The following is a 23935-nucleotide window of genomic DNA, read 5'->3' on the forward strand; positions in this document are numbered from 1 at the left end:
GATTTCGCCCGCGTGGAAAGGCGGGAACAATGGCCGGTGACGTCGATGCGACCTTTGAACGGCTGAAACGGCTGGTGGCCGAAGCCGGCCTGGCCGATGTCGAGGAAAGCACCTCCTATGGCAACCCGGCTCTGAAGGTCGCCGGCAAGAGCTTCGTGGCGATCAAGAACGCCGAGACGATCGTGATTTCGATTTCGCTCGACGACAAGGATCGTCTGCTAGAAATGGCGCCCGACATCTACTTCCAGACCGACCATTATGTCGGCTGGCCGTATCTGCCGGTGCGTGCGGCCATGATCGGCGACGAGGAATTGCGGTTGCGGTTGATCGGCGCCTGGCTGAGGCGGGCGCCGAAGAAGCTTGCCGCGCGGTTTGGACATCAGCCCCGATTATAGGCCGGCACCTGCTCATCGGCAGATGCCTGCCAGCAGATCACCAGACCGTCTTCGGGATCGATGCGCTCGCCGGTGCGGATGAATCCGTTGCGTTCGAGGACACGCTGGGAGCCGATGTTTTCCACCCCGGTCTCGGCGGAAAGCAGCCTCACCCGCGGGTCCTTCCGCGCCCATTCGAGCAGCTCGCCTATCGCCCGCGTCGCGCATCCACGCCGCTCACGGCTGGGCGCTACCCCATAGCCGATGTGGATTTCGCCGTTCTCGGGTGTGCGAACGACGGAGCATAGCCCGACGATCTCACCCGCCTCGACAATCATCCAGGCCGACGGGGTAAACTTGGCGCCGATCTCGGCGGCGATCCTCGCCAGCATCTCCAGAATCTGCGGCGGCGCGACGACGCTATCGGAAACCAGGCGGATATTTGCGGGCACGAAGCCTTTCAGCAACGCGTCGAAATCATAAGCAGACAATTCGATGATCATATTCTTCTCGACATTGGACATGCGCCAGCTTTGGCGCTCAAGGCCGAGCAGCGAGATCAGAGCATTTATTCCAGATTCCGCGCGCAAACCGCTGCGCATTTTTGCAGGAACTGTTTGGCTAGCGGAAGCCGTGCCTGTCTCGTCCGCCCCGGCCGGTGCGTTCTGGGTGTTTTGCGACGGCAAACAAAGGCATTCTCCTGTTAAACACATGGCTTCGGAAGAGCTTGTGTGGATCGATACTGAAGCGGAGCTAGATGTTTGTCCAGGCTTTGCAGATCGGCTGATTTGGCGTTCACAATTGCAATGGCTGGAGGATCTGCCGACAATCGGAGGGCTTGTGAAACTGAATCTAATCTGACCCGCGAAGATTATCGCGAGCATCGTGTCGGAATCGCGTTTCGCCGGCCGTCTTCAAGCCACATGACGCCTTAAATCGGCATCGATCTGAGGATAAATCTATAGGGAGGAAGCGATGACGATTACCATTACCGCCTTTGAACGCTCGCCCGATCGCGGCCGAGGTCTGGCGCGCGACATGCGCGTTCGCTGGGCGCTCGAAGAAGCGGGGCAGCCCTACGAGGTTCGTCTCGTTTCGTTCAAGACGATGAAGGAGCCCGCGCATCTGGCGCTTCATCCTTTCGGGCAGATTCCGACCTATGAAGAAGGCGATCTCGCTCTGTTCGAGTCCGGAGCGATCGTGTTTCATATCGCCGAGCGCCATGCGGGCCTGCTGCCGGAGGATGCGAATGCCCGGGCGCGCGCTGTCACGTGGATGTTTGCCGCGCTTAATACAGTGGAGTCACCGATCTTCGAGCGCAGCCTCGCCACCATCCTCGAGCGCGACGAACCCTGGTACGAGAGGCGCCTCAGCGTCCTCGATGACAGCATCCGCAAACGGCTGGGGAGCCTTTCCACTCGCCTTGGCGATGCCGACTGGCTCGATGGTGCGTTCAGCGCCGGCGACTTGCTGATGGTGACGGTGCTCCTTAGGGCGCGAGCATCGGGTCTATTGGAGGAATATCCGAACCTTGGCGCCTATGTGGCCCGCGGCGAAGCCCGACCGGCCTATCAGCGCGCTTTCGCGGCCCAGCTGGCCGTGTTCACCGCCGCATCGGCCGCTGACAAAGGGCCGGTTACTTAGACAGTTGTGACCCCAAGCCGCGGGCCGCCAATTCGGATACCGTCCCTACCTAGCCCGTTCCGGCCCGAGCGAAGCATCAGCCCCGATCGTAAGCCAGCGCCCGCTGGACGGCGGGGCGCTGCAGCATGCGGGCGTGGTGGTCGGTGACCTTTGCGAAGCGGGTGGGATCGACGCCGTCGGATGGCAGCCAGTCGGTCATGACGAAGAGATAGGGATCGGCGAGCGAGTAGGTCTCGCCCATCACCCACGGGCCTTCGAACATCTTCTCTTCGATCAGCGTGAAGCAGTCAGCCATATTCTGCGGTACCTTGGCCTTCATCGCCTCGAGTGCCGCCGGCTCGTCGGCCCAGCGGGAGCCGCGCGGGCGATGGGCATGGTTCACATGCACGGTCGAGCATAGATAGCTGTTGAAGGACTGCAGCCGCGCCATTTCGAAGGCATCGCCGAGCGGCGCCAGTTTGGCGCCCGGCGCGCTTTCTGCAATAAAGCCGAGGATCGCCGGCGTTTCCGTCAGCACGCCGCGATCGGTGACCAGCGCCGGCACCCGGCCCTTCGGATTGATCTGCAGATAGTCCGGCGAACGCTGCTCGCCATTGGCAAAGGTGAGCTTGCGCGTTTCGAAGGCGAGCCCCGATTCTTCCAGGGCAATCAGGCTTGCGAGTGCGCAGGTTCCCGGCGCGTAATACAATGTCAGCATGGTTCTCGTCTCCCTTTCGGGAGTTGGTATAGCGCAGGGAGGCGTGCGGCGGAACCGGGGAGATTGCCTCGCCTTTCGGCAGCCGGACAATGATCGGCGTGCCGTGCGGCAGCCCCTCATCCGGCTGCCGCCACCTCTCCCCGTTTTACGGGCAGAAGGGAACATGCCGCGTCCTCTCGGTTCCCCGCAGATCTCGCGCTGGGTACGTCCCCTCTCCGTTTTACGGGGAAAGGGCTAGGGTGAGGGGCAGCCTCGGGTCCGCTGCTCAGCTGCAACCCGGCACATCCTCCAGCCGGTGCCAGACCGGGATGCCGCGTTCCCTGGCGATGCGCACGTCGTTGTCGGCGCCCTTGGAGTCGCCCGGCAGCCGCAGCACGCCCTCGCAGAGCTGCAGCAGCCGGCCGGCGACCGGGTGGAAGATCTCTTCGTAGAGCGCATCGCCGACCGACTTGCCGCCAGCGGCCTGCCAGATCGGCAGCGCCACCCATTCGCCGATCATCGGCACGTGGCCGGCAGCAAAGAGCTTATGCGAGGGTTCCTCCAGCCGCTGCAGGTTGGCGGCCATCTTCTCCGGGTCGTCGCCCGTTCCCGACCTGTAGGGCCCGGCAATTAAAATCAACATGATCCACTCCATCTCCGCTTCATGCGCGGGCACATCCCGGCCTCATGCACGGGATGTCGTGAAAATGCACGATATTTCTTGAATGTCGAGTCAATTCGTGCAAGATCATGCCATCTCGTTCAATTTCGTGCGGAGAGAGCATGTTGACGACGCAACGCAAGGCCCTGATTCTCGACATCCTGCGCCGTGACGGCCAGGTGATCGCCAAGCGCGTCGCCGAGGATTTCTCGCTTTCGGAAGACACGATCCGGCGCGATTTGCGCGAGATGGCCGCGGAGGGGCTGCTAAAACGCGTGCATGGCGGGGCGATGCCGCTTTCGCCCGATCTGCCGGATTTCACCGCGCGGCGCAGCGTCTCGTCGGAAATCAAGGCGCGGCTCGGGGCGAAGGCGGCGGCGATGATCAGGCCGGGGCAGATGATCTTTCTCGACGGCGGCACGACGACGGCCGAGATCGCCCGGCACTTGCCGCGCGACATCCCGCTCACCGTCGCCACCCATAGCCCGACGATCGCCGCCGAGCTGGAACACCACCCGGCTGCCGAGGTGATCCTCACCGGCGGGCGACTTTACAAACATTCGATGGTGGCAACGGGGGCAGTAGCAGTTGCAGCGATCTCGCAGCTGCGCCCCGACCTGTTCTTCCTCGGCGTCACGGCCGCCCATCCGGTGCACGGGCTTTCCACCGGCGATTTCGAGGAAGCGGCGATCAAACGCCATATTGCCGGCTGCTCGGCCGAAACGCATGTGCTGCTGACGGAGGAGAAGTTCGACCTCGTCTCGCCCTGCCCGGTGCTCGGTATATCCGAAGTGGCGGGGCTGATCGTGCCAGCTGAGATGCCGGCCGAGCGGCTGAAACCTTATCGCGATCTCAATGGCACGATCGCTGTGGCGTGACGGTGCTGCTGGCCGCCCTGCCCTTGCGGCATGCGGGAACCATGGTCACGTCACCGGCGAATTCAGCCCCCTGCTTATGTGGTCAGGGCGGAAGTGGCCCTGATATCGCCGACATGGATGCCATTCCAATTGCGCATCGAGGTGGCGGCAAAGCCCATCAGTGCGGCATGCACCTCACTCTCAGTCTCAAAGAAACGGGCGAGTGTCGCAGCCACCATGGCTTCGGCGGCGCGGGTGGCGCCATCCTCGCATTTCAGCGCGACGGCGATGCCCTTTTCCGGGATCGCGGCGCAGAAGACGCCCTCGGCGCCTGTTTTAACGAAGATGCGGCCGGGGGCGATCTGCATCAGCTCCGTGCAGGCGCGGCCGGTGCCGGCAACATAGAAGGGCTCGGCCATGCAGGCATCGATCAGGCGGCGGGATGCTTTGGCGCGCAAGGGCTCCAGGCCGACCCCGGTCGCCATTTTGGCGAAGCCGTGGGCAAGGCTCTTGAGCGGCACGGCATAGGTCGGAATGGAGCAGCCGTCGGTGCCGCAGCTCTCGGCGCCGAGCACGGCGCCGGTCAGGCTTTCCATCACCGCGCGGATTTCGACCTGCAGCGGGTGCTGGTAGCCGACATAACCCTTCGGATCGATATCCCTATGGCAGCAGGCGCAGATGAAGCCGGCATGTTTTCCCGAGCAATTGTTGTGCAGCGCGGTCGGCACATCGAGCGTGCGGACCTGATGGATCAGGACCTTCTGGCTCATCGACCAATGGGCGCCGCATTCCAGCGCTTCGGCATTTCGGCCGGCCCGCGATAGCATGGAAGCGGCAAGCGCCACGTGTTCGTCCTCGCCATTGTGCGAAGCGCAGGCAAGCGCCAATTCCTTGTCGCCGAAGCCATAGGCGTCGGCCGCACCGCTCTCGATCAGCGGCAACGCCTGCATCGCCTTGCAGGCCGAGCGCGGGAAGACGGCGGCCTCGATGTCACCCAGCGAAAAGACGAGCTTGCCATCACCATCGACAACGGCCACCGCGCCGCGATGGCGGCTTTCGACGAGCAGGCCGCGGGTAACTTCGACGGTGACGGGATTGGTCATTGGTTCTTATCCGGATGCTGGCGGGATGCGGCAGGCATAACGCGTCGCGACGCGAAAGCCAACGGGGTTTAGGTGACGCCGGAATTCGGGCGACGACCGCTGGTTGATGTGTCGTGGATGCTCGGCTCAAGGCCGAGCACGACGGAGAGTGGGGTAAGCGTCTGCAGCAAGCGACGTGCGGCGGAGCAGCAGGTGGTTGCGCCTACCTTGGTCAAGCTCTCCCCATCGCGCTTCCTGCCTGTTGAGCCCCACCCTCCGTCATTCCAGGCCTTGAGCCTGGAATACATGCGATCTGCTCGACCATGCATGCTCCGTCGAACAACCGCATCATCTCGATACTCATCACAAGAATTGACGCCGCCGATCGAAAACTATCGTTTCTCTGATGTGTCCGATGCCGCTAAGAGTGGTGCATCAGGAACCGCACCATGCCCTCCACATTTTCCTTGATCCTTGGCGACAACAGGATCCGCATTCCAACCGTGACCCTCATCGCGCTCGCCTTCACCTATGCCTCGACCGCGCCCTATCAGTCGATCATCGGGATCAACGAACTCGGCCTTAGCAACGGCACCTATTCGTCGCTGATCTTCTTCTCGGCGATCGTCAACGTCACCACCAGCCTGACGCTCGGCATCTGGTCCGACAGGCTGAAGGAGCGGCGGCCGCTGGTGCTGGGGCTTTCGGTCGCCGGCATGCTCGGCTTCGGGTCGATCGCGATCTTTCACAACCCTGCCGTCTTCATCGTCTCGACGCTGTTGCTGGTGCCGATGAGCAATTCCACCTATTCGCTGCTGTTTGCCAGCCTGCGCGCCAGGACCAACCAGATGGATCGCGGCCAGGGAGCGGCGGTCACGGCAACGGTGCGGGCGCTTTTTTCCGGCTCATGGGCGCTGGCTCCAGGGCTGATCGGCCTCTATCTCGTCAATTCGCCGTCGATGACGCCGGCCTATGGTATCGCGGCCTTCGCAAGCCTCACCTGCTTCTGCCTATATTTCTTCTTCGCCCCCGGAAACGGCACGGCCGGCCGTGCTCCCGATCCCGTCGGTTTCCTTGCGTCGCTGAAACGGATCTTCATGCCCTATGTGCTGGTCCGCGTTATCGTCATGGCGCTGCTTTTCGGACTGCAGCGGCTGAACAGCATGCTGCTGCCGCTGATCATCACCCATGCGGCCGGCGGAACCGTGGTCGATGTCGGCTTCATCGCCGGGCTGACGGCCCTTCTCGAGATGCCGTTCATGATGATGTGGGGCATGGCGCAACGGCGGTTCCGCACCGTGCATGTGCTCGCCTTCGGCGCGCTGATCTACTGCGCCTATCTGCTGTTGCTGGGCTTTGCCTCGGCGCCCTGGCACATCTATGCGCTGCTTCTTCTCAATGCCGGCGGGGCGGCGGCAATCCTCAGCGTGCCGATCACCTATCTGCAGGACCTGATCGCCGACCGGCCGGGGCTTGGAACCTCGCTGATCTCGCTCAACACCTTCATCGGCACCGGCATCGCCGCCGGGCTCTTCGCCTTCGGCACATCGGTCAGCGACTATTCCGGCACCGCTTTCGTCGGCGCCGCCGCAGGCCTCGCATCGGTCGGGGTCTTGCTCTATCTCGAAAGCAGCCGACGGCAGGCGCGGCAGCCGGCGTAAGGTGCGGGCTGCTTGCGATATTGGTCAACGCGGCGTGATCCGGTAGGCGCAGCGCCTTGCCCCGGCGAGGATGTGTTCGCGGCGCTCGACGTCGGCGCCGAGGGCGGTGCGGAAGGTCTCGAGTTCGGAGCGGCAGAAGCCGGCGCAGGCCGTGGCAGCCGCGCAGATCGGGCAGTGGTTTTCGACCAGCGTGAAGGAGCCGTCCGCCTCCTGCCAGTGATCGGCCATATAGCCCTCGCGGGTGCGGATGGCGGCCAGGACCTCGACGCGGGCGGCAAGGTCGCCGGCATTTTCCAGTTCCAGCCGATAACGCTGCAGCGTATCCGCCTCGCGGGCGGAGATGACCGTGTCGAGCGCTGCGGGGCCTAGCTGTTCGACCAGCGTCACAAGCAGGTTTGCCGTCAGTTCGGCATGGCCGTCCGGGAATTGCCGGTTGCCCGCGGCGGTGAGGTGCCAGAGCTGACGCGGCCGGCCCCTGCCTGTGGCACCGATGGTGACCGGCTCCACCAGCCCCTGCTCCGCCAGCTTGGCGAGCTGCTGGCGGGCGGCCTCGGCCGAAATACCGAGTGCATCGCCGATCGCACCGCCAAGCTGCGGGCCGTCGGTCTTTATCAGGATCAGGATGCGGTTGGCGGGCGACTGGCGCATATTTTTCCAAGTCATGACTTGTTTTAATTGGGGCGACATGTATTTTTCCAATTTATAACTTGGAAAATAATCCTTCGCCAGCAAAAATCTCGGGGTTAGCCCATGTCGGATATCGACCAGACTGCAACCATTGCCAACGCCAGCTCCCTCCTCCGCCTCTTCCTGCCTGAGCATCTGCCGGCAACGTTGATCCTTGCCGGCGGCGTGACGCTTTATGCGGTGGAGACTTACATCATGGCGACGATAGCGCCGTCGATCGTGCGCGATATCGGCGGGCTGGCGCTGTTTTCCTGGGTTACCAGCCTGTTCGTCGCCGCCGCCGTGCTCGGTTCGATCTTCGTCGCCATGCGGCCGCGGGGTATCGGGCTTCGCGCCGTCTATGTGATTGCTGCGCTGGTCTTCGGCGTCGGCAGCCTGATTGCCGCAACCGCGCCGTCGATGCCGGTGGTGCTGATCGGCCGCGCGGTGCAGGGTCTCGGCACCGGCGCGCTTGCAGCGCTTGGCTATGCCTTCATCCGCTTCGTCTTTCCCGAGCCGCTATGGACGAAGGCGTCGACGCTCTATGCGGCGATCTGGGGTGTGGCGACCGTTATCGGGCCGACACTCGGCGGCTTCTTTTCCGGCGGCAGCAACTGGCGCTATGCGTTCGTCGTGCTCGTGCCGCTCGGCCTGGCGATGGCGGTTCTGGCGCCACGGCTGTTGCCCGAAGTCGAAGACGACCGCGACCACGCGAAAACGCCGCGTGCCCAGATCGGGCTGTTGCTTGGCGCCGTGCTGATGGTCAGCACCGCCGGGACGATCGAGACCATGGCTGCGAAAATCGCTTTGATCGCGGCCTCTGTCGTCGCTGTCGCCGGCATGCTTTTCATCGAGGGCCGAAGCCCGAACCGGTTGCTGCCCTCCGGCGCGGTGAGTTTTTCCCGGCCGATCGCGCGCGTCTACCTGACGATGCTGGCCATGGCGATCGTGCTCGTCAGCGACGTTTTCATTCCCTATTTCCTGCAGGTGCTGCACGGGGTGACACCGCTTGTCTCAGGTTATCTCGTCGCGCTCGTCGCCCTCGGCTGGACGTTCGCCGCCTTCCTCAGCGGCTCGCTGACCGGACGGCAGGCCTATTTCGCCATCATTGCCGGTGCGCTGATCGAAGCGGCGGCGACCGCCAGCCTTGCGGCCTTCCTCGCCAACGATAATCCGCATGCGCAGATGCTCTTCATCGTGCCGGCAGCCATCGGCATGTTCATGATGGGCTTCGGCGTCGGGCTCGGCTGGGCGCACCTCGTCGCCATGGTCTTGACGCTCGTCGCCGACAGCGAACAGGACAAGGCTTCGGCGGCAATCCCGACGATGAGTTCGCTTGGCGGCGCGTTCGGCGCAGCCTTCGCCGGCCTCATCGCCAATGGCGCCGGCCTCGTCGATCCGGGCGGGATAGCAGGCGCGCTGTCGGCGGCCTACTGGCTTTATCTGCTGACGGCGCTGCCCGGGGTTCTCGCCGTCGGCGTTTCGCTGACGCTCAATCGACGCGCAGCATGATCTTGCCGACATGGCTGCCGTCTTCCATCAGCCGATGGGCTTCGACGACGTCCTCGAAGGCGAACACTTTGTGGATAACGGGGGCGACGGTGCCGGCTTCCAAAAGCGGCCAGACCTCAGAGAGCAGGTCGTCGCGGATGGCACGTTTTTCTTCCGCCGTGCGCGGGCGCATGGTGGAGCCGGTCACCGTCAGCCGCTTGACCATGATCGGCGACAGGTTGACCTTTTCGACAACGGCGCCGCCGAGGAAGGCGATGATCGACAGGCAGCCGTCCTTCGCCAGCGAGGCGAGATTGCGCTCGAAATAAGAAGCGCCGATCATGTCGAGGATGATATCGACGCCCTGACCGGTTTCGGCCTTGATCACCGCGGCGAAATCCTCGCTCCGGTAGTTGATGGCGCGTTTGGCGCCGAGCCTTTCGCAGGCCTCGCATTTCTGGGCTGAGCCGGCCGTGGCGTAGACCTCGGCGCCGAAGGCGCGGGCGAGCTGGATCGCCGTCGTGCCGATGCCGCTGGAGCCGCCATGGATCAGCACCGTCTCGCCTTCCGTCAGCCCGGCCATCTGGAAGAGATTGGCCCAGACGGTGAAGAAGGTCTCGGGGAGAGCGGCGGCCTTGACCGCATCATAACCCTTCGGAACGGGCAGGATCTGGCCTGCCGGCAACAGGCAGTATTCGGCATAGGCGCCGCCATTGGCGAGGCCGCAGACCTTGTCGCCGGGGCTATAGCCGCTGACGCCGGGGCCGATCGCGACGATTTCACCTGCAAGCTCCAGGCCGAGGATCGGGCTCGCATCCTTGGGCGCGGGATAGCTGCCCTGGCGCTGGGCGACATCGGGGCGGTTGACGCCGACCGCCTCGGCGCGCACCAGCACCTGCCCCTCACCCGGCTCCGGAAGTGGGCCTCTGCCGATGGTCATCACCTCCGGCCCGCCGAAGGACGGCAGATCGACGAAACGCATTTCCTGCGGCAATGGCATGGCGCAACCCTCCTGATCCCGACTGTTGGAGATAAGTCAGCCCCGCGGGCTTGGGAAGGCTTGATGTGGCAAGGGCGTCAATTCGCCTCGCCCAGCGGATGGAAGACCAGGCCATCATCGCTCTCCTTGGCGGCCGACTTGATGACGGCGATCTCGGCGCTGACGCGGTTGATATCGTCGATAACCAGGCCCTCCGGCAGTTCGATGACGCCGATCGAGCAGCGCATCAGCGGGAACAGGGCTTCGGCGCCGGCGCGGTCGTGACCGAGGATGCGGCCGGCGGCGCGGTGCTCGTCGGAATAGAGATCGAGCACGTCGTCATGGAAATCGCCGATCAGCCGATCGAGAATTTCTGTCAGCTCCTCCTTGGTCCAGCCGACGACACCGATGAAGAAATCGTCGCCGCCGACATGGCCGAGGAAATGGCGCTCGGCGAAGAAATAGCGGCGCATCAGTGCGGCAAACAGCGAGATCGCATGGTCGCCGAGATGGAAGCCGTAGGCATCGTTGAACGGCTTGAAATTGTCGAAATCGCAATAGCAGAAATGGCGGACCTCATCGCCGTCGCGGCCGGACTGGCGCATGAAATCGCGAATGGCGCGATTGCCCGGCAGGCCGGTCAGCGGGTTCTGGTCCTGGGCGGTTTTCAGCTGCTTCTCGTTGATGACCTTGATCAGCGAGGCGGCGGAGACGACGCCGGCATAACGCATATTGTCGGTGAGGATCAGGCAGTTGCTGCCCTCCATATTGGCGAAGATCGCCATCAGCTGCTCGGCATCGCTGTCGAGGCCGACGATCGGCGCCATTTCGACAAAATGCGAGATGCTGCGCTCATACATCTTGTTCTTCAGGAGATCGCGGCCGAAGGGCTGATAGATATATTCCTTGAGGTGCTGCTCGTGAATGATGCCGCGCGGCTCGTCATTGGCGTTGAGGACGGGAAAGAAAGCCTGGCGCGGATTGCGGCGGAAGAGTTCGAAGACGCTGTCGATGCTGTCGTTTTCATAGACCGTCGGCAGCAGTTCGATCTGCTTGCGGATGAGGATTTCGTCGAGCGACTGGCTGCCTCGCTTGGTTTTTCCGAGCTCCTGCAGATGCGGGAAGGACGGCGCCAGCTCCGACATATGCGTCGTCGGCCGCGAGATGAACCAGCCCTGGACGAGATCGACGCCATATTCGCGGCAGGCGATGAATTCGGCTTCGGTCTCGATGCCTTCGGCGATGACGCGGGTGCCGAGCACATGGGCGATGTTGACGATGCTCTTCAACAGATGGCGCTTGCGGGGGCTGCGATCGATCTCGGCGACGAAATGCCGGTCGATCTTCAGGTAATCGACGGCATGGTCGCAGAGCAGCTTCATTTCGCCGTGGCCGACGCCGAAATCATCGATCGCCAGCTTGAAGCCGGCCTTGCGCAACTTCGAAACCAGGCCGGCAAATTCCGGCACGCTGGTATTGTCGAACCGCTCGGAGAATTCGAAGCAGACGGAGGACGGCGGAATATTCGCCTTCCGCAGATGCTGCAGCAGGCTCTCGATCAGGCGTTCGCCATGCGGGATCAGCCGGACATCGAGATTGAGGAACAGCGTCGCGGTGGAGAAATTCGACAGGGTGGCGAATTTGGCCAGCGCCCGGCTCGCCAGCATCTGTTCGAACTGCAGCAGCTGGCCGGCCTGATGGGCCTCGTCGAGAATGTCGACCGGGGTGTCGTAGCCGATACGCTCCTGGCCGCGCATCAGGGATTCGTAACCGAAAACCGTGCCGGTGCCGGCCTCGACGATCGGCTGAAAGGCGTTTTCGACCACGAGCTTGGCAAGCGTGACGATCTGGTCGCTGGCATAGCGGCGCAGGACGCCGGGCTCGACGGTGGCAGCCAGGGACATGCTGATCTCCACTGTGACGTGTTCTTCTTTGGTCACGAAGATGCCCCGGAAGGATCAATGAACCCTTTCGCCAATATGAAAGTTTTGTGAAAGACACGGGGCCATCGCCACGCGTTCTGCGTTTATCCGGATTCCAAAATACAATCAGGCGCTTGCTCAGGCGGTGCGGCGACGCTCCGCCTCGTGATCGGCGAACATATCGGCGACGCATCTGCCGCCTGACGGAGCGCCCTCGTCATCGAGGACATCGTCGCGGAATTCGTTGAGCTTGCGGGCGGTATCCCAGAGACGCAGCGCCTCGCGGACGACCTCGCTGCTCGATGCATAACCGCCGGTATCGACGGCGGCGCGGATGCCCGCTGCCTGTTGCGGAGAGATGGAAACGGTGACCATCGGCATGAACTTCCTCCCTTTTTTATTCAGGCAGAACCCTGCCTTTGGGGGACGCATGACCATTCGCGGCGATCGCACATACCTCTAAAGTTTAATCCCCTCTCATCCCCTTGTCAAAAAGAACGATCGGAAAGCGGCGCAGGCGCATCGCTTTCGGCAGGTCCGCTGCGGATGCCGAGGCCGAAGGCGATCATCGTCCAGCCCTGGACGATAAGGTCGGCAGCGAGGAACAGGCCAAGGATCCACAGGCTGTTGACCGGCCAGCCAAGGGCGATGACGAAACCGGCAAGCGCGGTGATGACGCCGCTGGCGACGACCCATCGCCAGCCCTTGGTGGGCTTCATGCGCACGCCGACCCAAGTGCGGAAGACGCCGGCGATGACCAGCGCCAGCGACAGAAACAGCGTCAGCGCCGCCGAGGTGAGGATGGGATTGACGAAGGCGCAGATGCCGGCCAGCACATAGAGCAGGCCGCTCAGCGCCCAGAACAGCACGTGATCCCAGCCGCGCACCTGGAAGGCGTGGACGAGATAGACCACCCCGCCGAACAGCATGAGCATGCCGACATAATAGACCGAGACGACGGTGGCGAGCATCAGATTGCCGAGCGCGATCAGACCGCAGACGAGCAGCAACACGCCGAGGCCGACGAACCAGATCCATTTCGACTGCAACGAGGATGTTGTGGGCTCTGCGTTGAAGACATCGGCCATGACGCACCTCCTGTTGCTTAAGCAATATGTTGCAGCAATTGTGGGGGGAAAGATCGGGTTCACGCCAATTCAGAAAGATTTTTGTTGATTGATCAGTCAATCAAAAATACTCTGGCCGAAATTTTTTGGGGGTTGGCGGTTTGCCGAAAGTTGGAATGGAGCCGGTGCGCCGCAAGGCGCTGGTCGATGCAGCGCTGCGAGTGATCGGCGATCACGGCTCGCTTGCCGTCACCATGTCCGACATCGCCCGCCAGGCCGGCGTATCGCCAGCCCTTGCCCATCATTATTTCGGCAGCAAGGAACAGTTGCTGATCGAGACGATCCGCTCGCTTCTCAGGCAGTTGCGCCACGATACCGTGGCGGCGCTGGCAGTCGCCCGGACGCCGCGCGAGCGGCTTTCGGCCATCATCCGCGTCAATTTCCACGCTGACCAGTTCGCGCCGGAGACGATCGCCGCCTGGCTTGCCTTTTACGCCGAAGCGCAACGCTCGGAGGAGACGCGGCGCTTCCTGGTGATCTATGCCAGCCGGCTGCGCTCCAACCTGCTCGCCGATCTCAAGGCGCTGTTGCCCGCTGAGGCCGCAGAACGCATCGCCGAAGGCGCAGCGGCGATGATCGACGGGCTCTATATCAGGCAAAGTCTGAAATCGGCGCCGATCGGCATCGAAGCTTCGATCGCGCTGACCGAGGATTATCTGAACGCGCTTCTATCCACCACCTCCCCCAAGGACAAATGACATGAAAGCCCAGCCGAAAGCCTCGCACTTCATCGACGGCGAATATGTCGAGGATACCGATGGCACCGTCATCGAGAGCCTCTATCCGGCCACCGGCGAGGTGATCGCCCGGCTGCATGCGGCAACGCCTGCCATCATCGAAAAGGCGATTGCCGCCGCCAAACGCGCCCAGCCGGAATGGGCGGCGATGAGCCCGATGGCGCGTGGGCGCATCCTCAAACGCGCCGCCGAGATCATGCGCGAGCGCAACCGGTCGCTCTCAGAACTGGAAACGTTGGATACCGGCAAGCCGATCCAGGAGACCATCGTCGCCGACCCGACCTCGGGCGCGGATGCCTTCGAATTCTTCGGCGGCGTTGCACCCGCCGGCCTCAACGGCGCCCATATCCCGCTCGGCCAGGATTTCGCCTATACCAAGCGCGTTCCACTCGGCGTCTGCGTCGGCATCGGCGCCTGGAACTATCCGCAGCAGATCGCCTGCTGGAAAGCGGCCCCGGCGCTCGTCTGCGGCAATGCCATGGTGTTCAAGCCCTCGGAAAACACGCCGCTCGGCGCCTTGAAGATCGCCGAGATCCTGCATGAGGCCGGGCTGCCGAAGGGGCTCTTCAACGTCATCCAGGGCGACCGCGACACCGGGCCTCTGCTCGTCAACCATGCCGATGTCGCCAAGGTGTCGCTGACCGGCTCGGTGCCCACCGGCCGCAGGGTCGCGGCGGCGGCGGCCGGCAACCTCAAGCACGTGACGATGGAACTCGGCGGCAAGTCACCGCTCATCGTCTTCGACGATGCCGATCTCGATTCGGCGGTCGGCGGGGCGATGCTCGGCAACTTCTATTCCACCGGCCAGGTCTGCTCGAACGGCACCCGGGTCTTCGTGCAGAAGGGCATCAAGACCGAATTCCTGAAGCGGCTGAAGGCGCGCACCGAGGCGATGTTGATCGGTGATCCGATGGATGAGGCGACGCAGATCGGCCCGATGGTTTCCTGGGCTCAGCGCGAGAAGGTGATCGCCTATATCGAGAAGGGCAAGTCCGAAGGCGCAACGCTTGTTGCCGGCGGCGGCATTCCGAACAACGTCGCGGGCGAAGGTTATTATGTGCAGCCGACGGTGTTTGCCGACGTCACCGACGAGATGACCATTGCCCGCGAGGAGATCTTCGGGCCTGTGATGTCGGTGCTCGATTTCGACGATGAGGACGAGGTGATCGCACGCGCCAATGCCAGCGAATTCGGCCTCTCCGGCGGTGTCTTTACCGCCGACCTCACCCGCGCCCACCGCGTCGTCGACCGGCTGGAAGCGGGCACGCTGTGGATCAACACCTATAATCTCTGCCCGGTGGAAATCCCCTTCGGCGGCTCGAAACAATCGGGCTTCGGCCGGGAGAATTCGCTGGCGGCGCTCGAGCATTATTCCGAACTGAAGACGGTTTACGTCGGCATGGGGCCGGTGGCGGCGCCTTATTGAGAAATATTTGTGCCTGCCTTTGCCCCTCACCCTAACCCTCTCCCCGCAGGCGGGGAGAGGGGACGTGCCAAACGCAACGTCGAGGATTGACGAAGCCGGTGCGGCATATCCCCTTCTCCCCGCAGGCGGGGAGAAGGTGCCGGCAGGCGGATGAGGGGCAGGCTCTGGGAAAACAGGAAGCAGCCGGATAACGGCAGCTCGAGAAAGACAAGAAGATGCAACAAGCAGATTTCGTCATCATCGGCTCGGGCTCCGCCGGCTCGGCGCTGGCCTACCGCCTCTCCGAGGACGGCCAGAACAGCGTGCTCGTCATCGAGGCGGGCGGCAGCGATTTCGGGCCGTTCATCCAGATGCCGGCGGCGCTTGCCTGGCCGATGAGCATGAAGCGCTACAACTGGGGTTATCTGTCCGAGCCGGAACCAAACCTCAACAACCGGCGCATCACCGCGCCGCGCGGCAAGGTGATCGGCGGCTCCTCCTCGATCAACGGCATGGTCTATGTGCGCGGCCATGCCGAGGATTTCAACCGCTGGGAAGAGCTTGGCGCCAGCGGCTGGGCCTATGCCGACGTGCTTCCCTATTTCAAGCGGATGGAGCATTCGCATGGCGGCGAGGACGGCTGGCGCGGTACCGACGGGCCGCTGCATGTCCAGCGCGGCGGTTTCACCAACCCGCTGTTCCGTGCCTTCATCGAGGCCGGCAAACAGGCGGGCTTCGAGACGACCGAGGATTATAACGGCAGCAAGCAGGAAGGCTTCGGTCTGATGGAGCAGACCATCTTTGCCGGCCGCCGCTGGTCTACCGCCAATGCCTATCTGAAACCGGCGCTGAAGCGGAAAAATGTCGGGATCGTCTACGCCTTCGCCCGCAAGATCGTGATCGAGGACGGCCGTGCCACCGGCGTCGAGATTGAACGCAACGGCAAGGTAGAAGTGGTGAGGGCCAACCGCGAAGTGATCGTCTCGGCCTCCTCCTTCAATTCGCCGAAGCTTTTGATGCTGTCGGGCATCGGACCGGGTGAGCACCTGAAGGAAATGGGCATCGAGGTAAAGGCCGACCGGCCGGGTGTCGGCGCCAATCTGCAGGACCATATGGAATTTTACTTCCAGCAGGTGAGCACCAAGCCGGTGTCGCTCTATTCCTGGCTGCCCTGGTTTTGGCAGGGCGTGGCGGGCGCGCAATGGCTGCTTTCCAAAGGCGGGCTCGGCGCCTCCAACCAGTTCGAGGCCTGCGCCTTCCTGCGCTCCGCGCCGGGGCTGAAGCAGCCCGATATCCAGTATCATTTCCTCCCCGTTGCGATCAGCTACGACGGAAAGGCGGCGGCGAAAAGCCACGGCTTCCAGGTGCATGTCGGCTACAACCTGTCGAAATCGCGCGGCAGCGTGAGCTTACGCTCTTCCGATCCGAAGGCCGATCCGGTGCTGCGCTTCAACTATATGAGCCATGCCGAGGACTGGGAGAAATTCTGCCACTGCGTGCGGCTGACCCGCGAACTCTTCGGGCAGAGCGCCTTCGACGACTATCGCGGCGCGGAGATCCAGCCCGGAGAAGGCGTGCAAAGTGACGATGAGATCGACGCCTTCCTGCGCGAACACCTGGAAAGCGCCTATCATCCCTGCGGCACCTGCAAGATGGGCGCCAAGGACGATCCAATGGCGGTGGTCGACCCGCAGACGCGGGTGATCGGCGTCGATGGCCTTCGCGTTGCCGACAGCTCGATCTTCCCGCACGTTACCTACGGCAACCTGAACGGCCCCTCGATCATGACCGGCGAAAAGGCCGCCGACCATATCCTCGGCAAACAGCCGCTGGCGCGCTCGAACCAGGAACCGTGGGTTAATCCAAGGGCGGCGATTAGCGATCGATAGTCAGTGGTAGCCTTCCTGTCGCGGCAGCGTGCGTTGCGATTGCGATAGGACGGATCTTTGTGTCGTATCGAGAATGGCAGCACATCAGAGGAATCCGATCCACCGCCCGGCCAATACCGCGGCGATCCAGATCGCAACCGACAGGGCTGCGGACACGCGCAGGCTGGGTCGGATGACACCGGTGGCAATAAGCGTTTTCCACCCTCGCCCGACATGAACCGTCAGGAGGTTGAGTAGACCGAAGGCAATCAGCCCGAGCTTGGCGAGAAAGGCAGGATTTTCGGCATATTCGACCGCCCGCACGCTGAAGAGGCAGAAGCCGGTCGCGATCGCCAGAACGAGGCCGACGCCTGCGGAGCGGGAGAGAAAGGGCGCGACGATGTCGACCGGCACCTTGCGGAAGAAGCCGGCGAGCCTCAGATCGAGCGGCAGGATGGCGCCGACGAGCAGGCCGATCGCCAGGATATGGGCGGCATTGACGAACATATAGAGCGTTCCGGAGCGCCGAAGCGCGACCGCGGGTGTGGTGGCCGACAGCCATTCGAGAATGTCGATCACAGCTCGGTTCGCCTTGGTCAGTTCGTCCGGATGCGGTCGGGATAGATATCGTAGCGCTTCTCGCCGATGGTGATGCGCACCGCCTTCATCCGCTTTTCCTTCGGATCCTGCGAACGGTTGCCGAGTGCGACCACCTGATCGCCGGGCTTGGCGACGCCCTCGACGAAGCCGGAGCGTTCCGTCTGGCGCGGATTGCCGAGTTCGACGCGCCACAGGCCGTCATCGGTGGTGGCGACATCGAGCGTCGGATGCGGCCCGCCCATGGATATTTTCTCGATGGTGCCGCGCAGCTCGATTTGGTCCGCCTCGGCCCATGACCAGCCGTGATGGGCAATTGCGCCGGTGGCGAAAGACATCGAAAGCATGGCCGCGGCCACGACGCGCTGTATTGAAATTGGCAACATGATGTTCTCCCTACCCGTATGGACAGGCAGGTGGAGCATCGCCGAGCGAAGAAAAGCTATTTCACCAAATCTTGAAGAAAGAGGTGGTCGCCTCCCGGCAAACCGGTTTAAGAGGTCATATCCAATATTCCTCGGCATGCCAGTGTTGTATCGCAAGTCCAGACTTCTTCGCAGATCCCGTGTCCTGTGGGGCTCCTTTTCGGTGTGGCGTCCGCGGCTGATCTTCTGGTTCGGCGCCTTGGCGATCGGCGTCATCAGCGTCGGCTTCGCCCGGCTCGCGGATCTCGCGCAACACGCCTTCGCCGGCGTGACCGCTTCGGGGCAATGGAGCTTTCTGCTGCCGCTCATCATCACGCCGCTCGGCTTCATGCTGTCGGCCTATCTCGCCGCGACGTTTTTCCCGAATGCGCAGGGCAGCGGCATTCCGCAGGCGATCGCCGCGCGGCACCTGCGCGATCCGGACGACCGGGCGCGCCTGCTGTCGCTGCGGCTGGTCGTCGGCAAGATCGTGCTGACCGTGCTGGGGCTGGCGAGTGGCGCATCGATCGGCCGCGAAGGCCCGACGGTGCAGGTCGGCGCCTCGATCATGCTGGCCGTCGCCCGCTTCGGCGGCATGGCGCAGGCGCGCGGGCTGATCCTCGCCGGCTCGGCGGCCGGCATCGCCGCCGCCTTCAACACGCCGCTCGCCGGTGTCGTCTTTGCGATCGAGGAAATGAGCCGGACCTATGAGTCGCGCGCCAACGGCCTGGTGCTGACCGCCGTCATCCTTTCCGGCCTTGCCGCCCTCGGGCTTGCCGGCAGCTACAGCTATTTCGGCTCCGCTGCGGTCGCCCCTGCCTCCGTGCGCGACTGGGAACTGGTGCTCGTCTGCGGCATCGGCGGCGGCGCATTGGGTGCTATTTTCAGCGGACTTGCGCTCCATCTCGGACAGCATGTCCGCCGATGGGCGCATCCGCAGCCGCTGCGGCGGATGGTGATGCTGGCAACAGTCTGCGGCCTCGCCGTCGCGGTGATCGGCATCCTGTCTGACGGCACGACCTTTGGAACGGGCTACGACCAGGCGAAAGCCGCCGTCGAGGGCAATCCCCTGCCCCTGCTGTTCTTCCTCGAAAAGCTCCTTGCCGGCTTCCTGTCGATGATCTCGGGAATTCCGGGCGGCATCTTCGCGCCTTCGCTTGCCGTCGGCGCCGGCTTCGGCAGTACCGTCGGTTCGCTCCTCGGCAGCAGTATCGCGCTTGCAGCCATTCTCGGCATGGCTGGATATTTCTCCGGTGTGGTGCAGGCGCCGATGACGGCCTTCGTCATCATCCTCGAAATGACCGGCGATCACCAGGCCGTCATCCCGATCATGGCAGTCTCGATGATCGGCTACATCACCTCGCGCATCCTCTCACGCGAACCGCTCTATCACGGCCTGTCACGCGTCTTCATCGCCGCGGCGATCAGGGCCCGGCGTGCCAGGGAAACGGTTGAGAGCTAATCAGGCCAGCAGCCGGGTGACTTCGGCGCCGTGCCTCGGGCCGACGGCATCGGCGATGGTTGTGGAGAACAGCACCTTGCGGGTGGCGTCGGCCACCTTGGCGAAGACGTGGCGGATCTGGCAGTTTTGTTCGCCGTCGCAATCGTCGCATCGGCGGTAGGCGGTGATCGACAGGCAGGGCAGCGGGGCGATCGGGCCGTCGATGATGCGCAGGATTTCACCGAAGGTGATGGTATGGGCGGGCTTCAGCAGCAGATAGCCGCCCTGCTTGCCGCGGCGGCTGACGACGATGCCGTGATGTTTGAGGTCGAGCAGGATCTGTTCGAGGAACTTTTTCGGGATCTTCTGCTGCGCCGCGATGTCGGAAATCATCACCGGTTCGTCGGCATCGGCATCCGCCAGGACCGTCAGCGCCCGCAGCGCATATTTCGCCTTTTGCGTAATCATCTCAGACCATCGACACACAGGCGGCGCGATTTTCCGCGCCGCTACGGAAGTACTTTCGCCTCTATGGCACAACCAGCATGAACGGAATTTGAACGCACCGGAGAAAGCCTTGAGGACTAAGCGTTTTCGGCCTTGTTTTTCCCTCTCGGCCAAGCTGTCACAATCTACGCTTAAACCGCCCTTTCTGCACCTTTTTCGGCATCACTTCAGATTTCGGATTGACAGGCCGCGTGTAACTCTACTATTTTTATAGACATACCAGCTGTTCGCGGGGATTTTTATCCTCGGGCGGCTGTTTTTTTGCATTGCGGCAGCTTCGGAGAGATATTTGCTCCTCCGCCCGCAGCTTTCGAAATCCCTTTTTCTGTCCGATCCAGGATCGAACTGCGATACTCCGGTCAACAAAGGACAGGATTCTCATGACTGTTATCAAGTCGATTGCGGAAAAAGGGCCGATTGCCGAAGCCGAGGCGCTGAATGCCAGGCTGGCGGGTCTCGACCTGGCCGGACGTCTGTCGCTGGTCGCGGGCCTCGGCGGCCGCGTGGTGTTCACCACTTCGCTCGGCATCGAAGACCAGGTGATTACCGCCGAGATCGGCACGCATCGCCTGCCGATCGATGTTGCGACGCTGCAGACCGGTCGGCTGTTTGCCGAGACGCTGGCGCTGATCGAAGAGACCGAAAGCCAGTACGACATCAAGATCCAGCGCTACGAGCCTGAAAAGGCCGATATCGACGCCTATGCGGCGCAATACGGCCTCAATGGTTTCTACGAGAGCGTCGAAGCCCGGCATGCCTGTTGTGGCGTGCGCAAGCTGAAGCCGCTTGCGCGTGCACTTGAGGGCGCTGCGATCTGGGTCACCGGCCTGCGCCGCGGCCAATCGGCCAACCGCGCCGAGACACCCTTTGCCGAATATGAAGCCGAACGCCACCTCTTGAAGGTCAATCCGCTCGCCGATTGGGATCTCGAGGCGATCAAGGCCTTCGTTTCCGCAAACGGCGTGCCGGTCAATCCGCTGCATGCCCGCGGCTATCCCTCGATCGGCTGCGAGCCCTGCACCCGGGCGATCAAGCCCGGCGAGCCGGAACGCGCCGGCCGCTGGTGGTGGGAGCAGGATGAGACGCGCGAATGCGGCCTGCATGTCGCCGAAGAGGCAGCGGCGGTCGCCGCGGTATAATCAACTTCACGGCTATCCCAATTCAAGGCGCGGCGACCGCCGCTGCCTTGGGAAAGCCAACATCAAGGAATTGTTTGCGGGCCGCCGCAAACGACCGACAGTCTGGAGTAAGACATGCCCGATAGCCGTCCGGATACGGAACTCAGCAATCCACAGAGCGCCAAGGCGCCGCTCGACCCGCATCTGAAGGCGCTGGAAAACGAATCCATCCATATCTTCCGCGAGGTTGCGGCCGAATTCGAGCGTCCCGTCATGCTCTATTCGATCGGCAAGGATTCCTCGGTGCTGCTGCACCTGGCGCGCAAGGCCTTCTATCCCGGCCGCGTGCCCTTCCCGCTCCTGCATGTGAACACCGGCTGGAAGTTCCGCGAGATGATCGCCTTCCGCGACGCGACCGCGAAGAAGTACGATCTCGACCTGATCGAGCATATCAATCCGCGCGGTGCAGCCGAAAACATCACGCCCTTCACCCATGGTTCGGCCGCCTTCACCGACATCATGAAGACCGAGGGCCTGCGCCAGGCGCTCGATGCCGGCCAGTTCGACGCCGCTTTCGGCGGCGCGCGCCGCGACGAGGAAGCCAGCCGCGCCAAGGAGCGCATCTATTCCTTCCGCACACCCGATCATCGCTGGGACCCGCGCAACCAGCGGCCGGAACTCTGGAACGTCTATAACGGCATGATCCGCAAGGGCGAGAGCGTGCGCGCCTTCCCGCTGTCGAATTGGACCGAAGTCGATATCTGGCGTTACATCCAGGCCGAGGACATTCCGCTGGTGCCGCTCTATTACGCCAAGAAGCGGCCGTTCGTCGAACGCGACGGCATGATGATCCTCGCCGAGGATCCGCGCCTGGAACTGCTGCCCGGCGAAGTGCGTCAGGAAGGCATGATCCGCTTCCGCACGCTCGGCGACTTCCCGCTGACCGGCGCCATCCGCTCTGAGGCCACCACCCTCGAAGAGGTGATCGCCGAACTCGAAATCGCAACGGTGTCCGAACGCCAGGGCCGCGCCATCGACCGCGACCAGTCCGGCTCCATGGAAAAGAAGAAGCGTGAAGGATATTTCTGAGATGACCGTAGTGCAAACCGCCGTCTCGGCCGCAACCGCCGTCAGCCTGCCCGCCGCCGAGCCGCAGAAGGCCCAGCGCGACTCGCGCCCGCTACGGCTCATCACCTGCGGCAGCGTCGATGACGGCAAGTCGACCCTGATCGGCCGCCTGCTTTGGGACACCAAGGCGGTCAAGGAAGACCAGGCCGCCACGCTGCAGCGCGATTCCACCGGCAAGCAGAACGATCTCGGCCTGCCCGACTTCGCGCTGCTGCTCGATGGCCTGCAGGCCGAGCGCGAACAGGGCATCACCATCGATGTCGCCTATCGCTATTTCTCGACCGACAAGCGCTCCTTCATCGTCGCCGACACGCCCGGCCACGAGCAATATACCCGCAACATGGCGACCGGCGCCTCGACCGCCGATCTCGCCATCCTGCTGGTCGATGCGCGCTTCGGCATTCTCGAGCAGACGCGCCGCCATGCGACGATCGCTTCGCTGCTCGGGATCAAGCAGTTCGTGCTTGCCGTCAACAAGATCGACCTGACGGGCTACGACCGCGCCGGCTTCGACAAGATCAGCCATGAGTTCCGGGAATTTGCGCTGTCGCTCGGCGTCAAGCAGATCACCGCCATCCCGATGTCGGCGCTGAAGGGCGAAAACGTCGTCTATTCCGGCCAGGCCGCCATGCCCTGGTACAGCGGCCCGACGCTGGTTGAGACGCTGGAGCTTGCCACCGTGCGCTCGTCGCAGACGGTCGGCTTCCGCCTGTCGGTTCAGCGCGTGTCGCGTCCGGGCGAAAGCTTCCGCGGCTACCAGGGCACGGTTGCCGGCGGCTCGGTCAAACCAGGCGACAGCGTCATGATCCTGCCGTCGGGCATGGTTGCCAATGTCTCCAAGATCGTCACCTTCGATCTCGTGCGCAATGCCGCGGTTGCCGGCGACGCGATTACGCTGGTGCTCGACCGCCAGGTCGATGTGGCGCGCGGCGACATGATCGTCTCGATCGATGCCCAGCCGCAGGTCGGCCTTGCCTTCGACGCGCAGATCGTCGCGCTCCAGCCCGAGGGCATCGAGCCCGGCAAGCGCTACTGGCTGAAGAGCGGTTCGCGCCGCCAGCGCGTCCAGGTGCAGCCGCTCAGCCAGCTGGAACTCAAGACCGGCACATGGAACGCCGCCCAGCGGCTCTACATGAACGCCATCGGCAAAGTCCGGCTCGTCTTCGACGAAGCGGCGATCTTCGACCCCTATGAGCAGAACCGGCAGTCCGGCTCCTTCATCCTGATCGATCCGGAGACCAACAACACGGTCGCCGGCGGCATGGTGACCGGCAAACGCACCGAACTCGGCGGCCTGCACAATGGCGAAGGCCGCGTCATCCTCTCGCTGCCGGCCGATCTCGCCGAACAGATCATGGCCAGCGAACTCTTCGCCAGCCGCAGCCATGAGGCTGAGGTACGGCGCATGACGGCAGCGGAAGCGGCCGACCTCTGGTCGAGCGCTGCCAGCGATATTTGATAAGGTTCGAGGGGGCTACCCCTCATCCGCCTGCCGGCACCGACCGGGGTCGAGCCACGGTCTCGACCCGTCCTTCGGGCCCCCGTAAACGGGGCGAAGGGACCATGTAGCAACCTCTCCGCAGGGCACGT

General features: G+C 63.3%; 26 protein-coding genes. 13 read left to right on the forward strand and 13 right to left on the reverse strand.

The window, feature by feature from the left end; genetic code table 11:
• The first annotated feature begins 29 nt into the window (after window positions 1-29).
• Entirely contained in the window at window positions 30-395 is a 366-nt protein-coding gene (locus tag FFM81_RS15225) for an MmcQ/YjbR family DNA-binding protein (protein WP_097537227.1), read from the forward strand.
• On the opposite strand, the gene FFM81_RS15230 is transcribed toward FFM81_RS15225, so the two are convergent.
• Window positions 380-898 (reverse strand): GNAT family N-acetyltransferase, encoded by a 519-nt coding sequence (locus tag FFM81_RS15230; protein ID WP_138384739.1) that lies wholly within the window; start codon window positions 896-898, stop codon window positions 380-382. The two genes, FFM81_RS15225 and FFM81_RS15230, sit on opposite strands and share 16 nt — an antisense overlap.
• Here FFM81_RS15230 and FFM81_RS15235 point away from each other — a divergent pair.
• Together FFM81_RS15235 and FFM81_RS15240 are read left to right on the forward strand one after the other, a co-directional pair.
• Complete coding sequence (locus FFM81_RS15235; RefSeq protein WP_128398658.1) at window positions 870-1235, forward strand: hypothetical protein; 366 nt, start codon at window positions 870-872, stop codon at window positions 1233-1235. The genes FFM81_RS15230 and FFM81_RS15235 overlap by 29 nt on opposite strands.
• A gap of 114 nt (window positions 1236-1349) precedes the next feature.
• Window positions 1350-2018: a glutathione S-transferase family protein gene (locus FFM81_RS15240; RefSeq protein WP_138384738.1), complete on the forward strand. Its 669-nt coding sequence runs from the start codon at window positions 1350-1352 to the stop codon at window positions 2016-2018.
• A 76-nt stretch (window positions 2019-2094) separates the two neighbouring features.
• On the opposite strand, the gene FFM81_RS15245 is transcribed toward FFM81_RS15240, so the two are convergent.
• Both FFM81_RS15245 and FFM81_RS15250 read right to left on the reverse strand, forming a co-directional pair.
• Entirely contained in the window at window positions 2095-2715 is a 621-nt protein-coding gene (locus tag FFM81_RS15245) for a glutathione S-transferase family protein (RefSeq protein ID WP_097537225.1), read from the reverse strand.
• A 265-nt stretch (window positions 2716-2980) separates the two neighbouring features.
• Complete coding sequence (locus FFM81_RS15250; protein ID WP_025415626.1) at window positions 2981-3337, reverse strand: hypothetical protein; 357 nt, start codon at window positions 3335-3337, stop codon at window positions 2981-2983.
• A 140-nt stretch (window positions 3338-3477) separates the two neighbouring features.
• Here FFM81_RS15250 and FFM81_RS15255 point away from each other — a divergent pair, with 140 nt between their 5' ends.
• The gene (locus FFM81_RS15255) at window positions 3478-4233 is read left to right on the forward strand and encodes a DeoR/GlpR family DNA-binding transcription regulator (protein ID WP_138384737.1); all 756 of its coding nucleotides are present in this window, start codon (window positions 3478-3480) and stop codon (window positions 4231-4233) included.
• Between the two features lie 74 nt (window positions 4234-4307).
• Here the strand turns inward: FFM81_RS15255 and FFM81_RS15260 are convergent, their stop codons facing one another.
• A complete protein-coding gene (locus FFM81_RS15260; RefSeq protein ID WP_138384736.1) occupies window positions 4308-5315 on the reverse strand; it encodes an asparaginase in 1008 nt (335 codons plus the stop codon).
• A 68-nt stretch (window positions 5316-5383) separates the two neighbouring features.
• Window positions 5384-5530, reverse strand: coding sequence for a hypothetical protein (locus tag FFM81_RS15265; RefSeq protein ID WP_173883789.1), 147 nt, complete (start codon window positions 5528-5530; stop codon window positions 5384-5386).
• Window positions 5531-5743: 213 nt separating this feature from the next.
• On the opposite strand from FFM81_RS15265, the gene FFM81_RS15270 reads away from it, so the two are divergent.
• Window positions 5744-6955: an MFS transporter gene (locus FFM81_RS15270; RefSeq protein WP_138384735.1), complete on the forward strand. Its 1212-nt coding sequence runs from the start codon at window positions 5744-5746 to the stop codon at window positions 6953-6955.
• Between the two features lie 24 nt (window positions 6956-6979).
• Here the strand turns inward: FFM81_RS15270 and FFM81_RS15275 are convergent, their stop codons facing one another.
• Window positions 6980-7603 carry a helix-turn-helix transcriptional regulator gene (locus FFM81_RS15275; RefSeq protein WP_025415622.1) on the reverse strand — a complete coding sequence of 208 codons (624 nt, stop codon included), beginning with the start codon at window positions 7601-7603 and terminating at the stop codon, window positions 6980-6982.
• A gap of 102 nt (window positions 7604-7705) precedes the next feature.
• Here FFM81_RS15275 and FFM81_RS15280 point away from each other — a divergent pair, with 102 nt between their 5' ends.
• Window positions 7706-9133 carry an MFS transporter gene (locus FFM81_RS15280; RefSeq protein WP_138384734.1) on the forward strand — a complete coding sequence of 476 codons (1428 nt, stop codon included), beginning with the start codon at window positions 7706-7708 and terminating at the stop codon, window positions 9131-9133.
• Here FFM81_RS15280 and FFM81_RS15285 read toward each other — a convergent pair.
• From FFM81_RS15285 to FFM81_RS15300, 4 genes are all read right to left on the reverse strand, one after another.
• Window positions 9114-10112 carry an NAD(P)H-quinone oxidoreductase gene (locus FFM81_RS15285; protein WP_138384733.1) on the reverse strand — a complete coding sequence of 333 codons (999 nt, stop codon included), beginning with the start codon at window positions 10110-10112 and terminating at the stop codon, window positions 9114-9116. The genes FFM81_RS15280 and FFM81_RS15285 overlap by 20 nt on opposite strands.
• Before the next feature lie 77 nt (window positions 10113-10189).
• The gene (locus FFM81_RS15290; protein ID WP_138384732.1) at window positions 10190-11995 is read right to left on the reverse strand and encodes a GGDEF domain-containing protein; all 1806 of its coding nucleotides are present in this window, start codon (window positions 11993-11995) and stop codon (window positions 10190-10192) included.
• A gap of 156 nt (window positions 11996-12151) precedes the next feature.
• Window positions 12152-12394, reverse strand: coding sequence for a ribbon-helix-helix domain-containing protein (locus FFM81_RS15295; RefSeq protein WP_138384731.1), 243 nt, complete (start codon window positions 12392-12394; stop codon window positions 12152-12154).
• A gap of 107 nt (window positions 12395-12501) precedes the next feature.
• The gene (locus FFM81_RS15300; RefSeq protein WP_138384730.1) at window positions 12502-13101 is read right to left on the reverse strand and encodes an HdeD family acid-resistance protein; all 600 of its coding nucleotides are present in this window, start codon (window positions 13099-13101) and stop codon (window positions 12502-12504) included.
• Between the two features lie 140 nt (window positions 13102-13241).
• Between FFM81_RS15300 and betI the strand changes: the two genes are divergently transcribed.
• The 3 genes from betI (at window position 13242) to betA (ending at window position 17171) form a co-directional block, all read left to right on the forward strand.
• On the forward strand, window positions 13242-13838 hold the full coding sequence (betI, locus tag FFM81_RS15305; protein ID WP_025415617.1) for a transcriptional regulator BetI: 597 nt from the start codon (window positions 13242-13244) through the stop codon (window positions 13836-13838).
• 1 nt (window position 13839) lies between these two features.
• The gene (betB, locus tag FFM81_RS15310) at window positions 13840-15303 is read left to right on the forward strand and encodes a betaine-aldehyde dehydrogenase (protein ID WP_138384729.1); all 1464 of its coding nucleotides are present in this window, start codon (window positions 13840-13842) and stop codon (window positions 15301-15303) included.
• Between the two features lie 215 nt (window positions 15304-15518).
• Window positions 15519-17171, forward strand: coding sequence for a choline dehydrogenase (gene betA / locus FFM81_RS15315; protein ID WP_138384728.1), 1653 nt, complete (start codon window positions 15519-15521; stop codon window positions 17169-17171).
• An 84-nt stretch (window positions 17172-17255) separates the two neighbouring features.
• On the opposite strand, the gene FFM81_RS15320 is transcribed toward betA, so the two are convergent.
• Window positions 17256-17729: a DUF6644 family protein gene (locus tag FFM81_RS15320; RefSeq protein WP_138384727.1), complete on the reverse strand. Its 474-nt coding sequence runs from the start codon at window positions 17727-17729 to the stop codon at window positions 17256-17258.
• A 17-nt stretch (window positions 17730-17746) separates the two neighbouring features.
• Window positions 17747-18133 carry a DUF6152 family protein gene (locus FFM81_RS15325; RefSeq protein ID WP_138384726.1) on the reverse strand — a complete coding sequence of 129 codons (387 nt, stop codon included), beginning with the start codon at window positions 18131-18133 and terminating at the stop codon, window positions 17747-17749.
• Between the two features lie 136 nt (window positions 18134-18269).
• Between FFM81_RS15325 and FFM81_RS15330 the strand changes: the two genes are divergently transcribed.
• Window positions 18270-19613, forward strand: a complete 1344-nt coding sequence (locus FFM81_RS15330; protein ID WP_003569589.1) for a chloride channel protein — start codon at window positions 18270-18272, stop codon at window positions 19611-19613.
• Here FFM81_RS15330 and FFM81_RS15335 read toward each other — a convergent pair whose 3' ends face one another.
• Window positions 19614-20060, reverse strand: a complete 447-nt coding sequence (locus FFM81_RS15335; protein ID WP_003569590.1) for an RrF2 family transcriptional regulator — start codon at window positions 20058-20060, stop codon at window positions 19614-19616.
• A 419-nt stretch (window positions 20061-20479) separates the two neighbouring features.
• Here FFM81_RS15335 and FFM81_RS15340 point away from each other — a divergent pair, with 419 nt between their 5' ends.
• The 3 genes from FFM81_RS15340 to cysN all read left to right on the forward strand — a co-directional run bounded on the left by FFM81_RS15340 (window position 20480) and on the right by cysN (window position 23804).
• Window positions 20480-21238, forward strand: coding sequence for a phosphoadenylyl-sulfate reductase (locus FFM81_RS15340; protein WP_138384725.1), 759 nt, complete (start codon window positions 20480-20482; stop codon window positions 21236-21238).
• Window positions 21239-21352: 114 nt separating this feature from the next.
• Entirely contained in the window at window positions 21353-22306 is a 954-nt protein-coding gene (cysD, locus tag FFM81_RS15345) for a sulfate adenylyltransferase subunit CysD (protein WP_003569592.1), read from the forward strand.
• A 1-nt stretch (window position 22307) separates the two neighbouring features.
• Window positions 22308-23804: a sulfate adenylyltransferase subunit CysN gene (gene cysN / locus FFM81_RS15350; RefSeq protein ID WP_003569593.1), complete on the forward strand. Its 1497-nt coding sequence runs from the start codon at window positions 22308-22310 to the stop codon at window positions 23802-23804.
• The last annotated feature ends 131 nt before the right edge of the window (window positions 23805-23935 follow it).

This window comes from Rhizobium hidalgonense (assembly GCF_005862185.2).
Lineage (GTDB): Bacteria > Pseudomonadota > Alphaproteobacteria > Rhizobiales > Rhizobiaceae > Rhizobium > Rhizobium hidalgonense.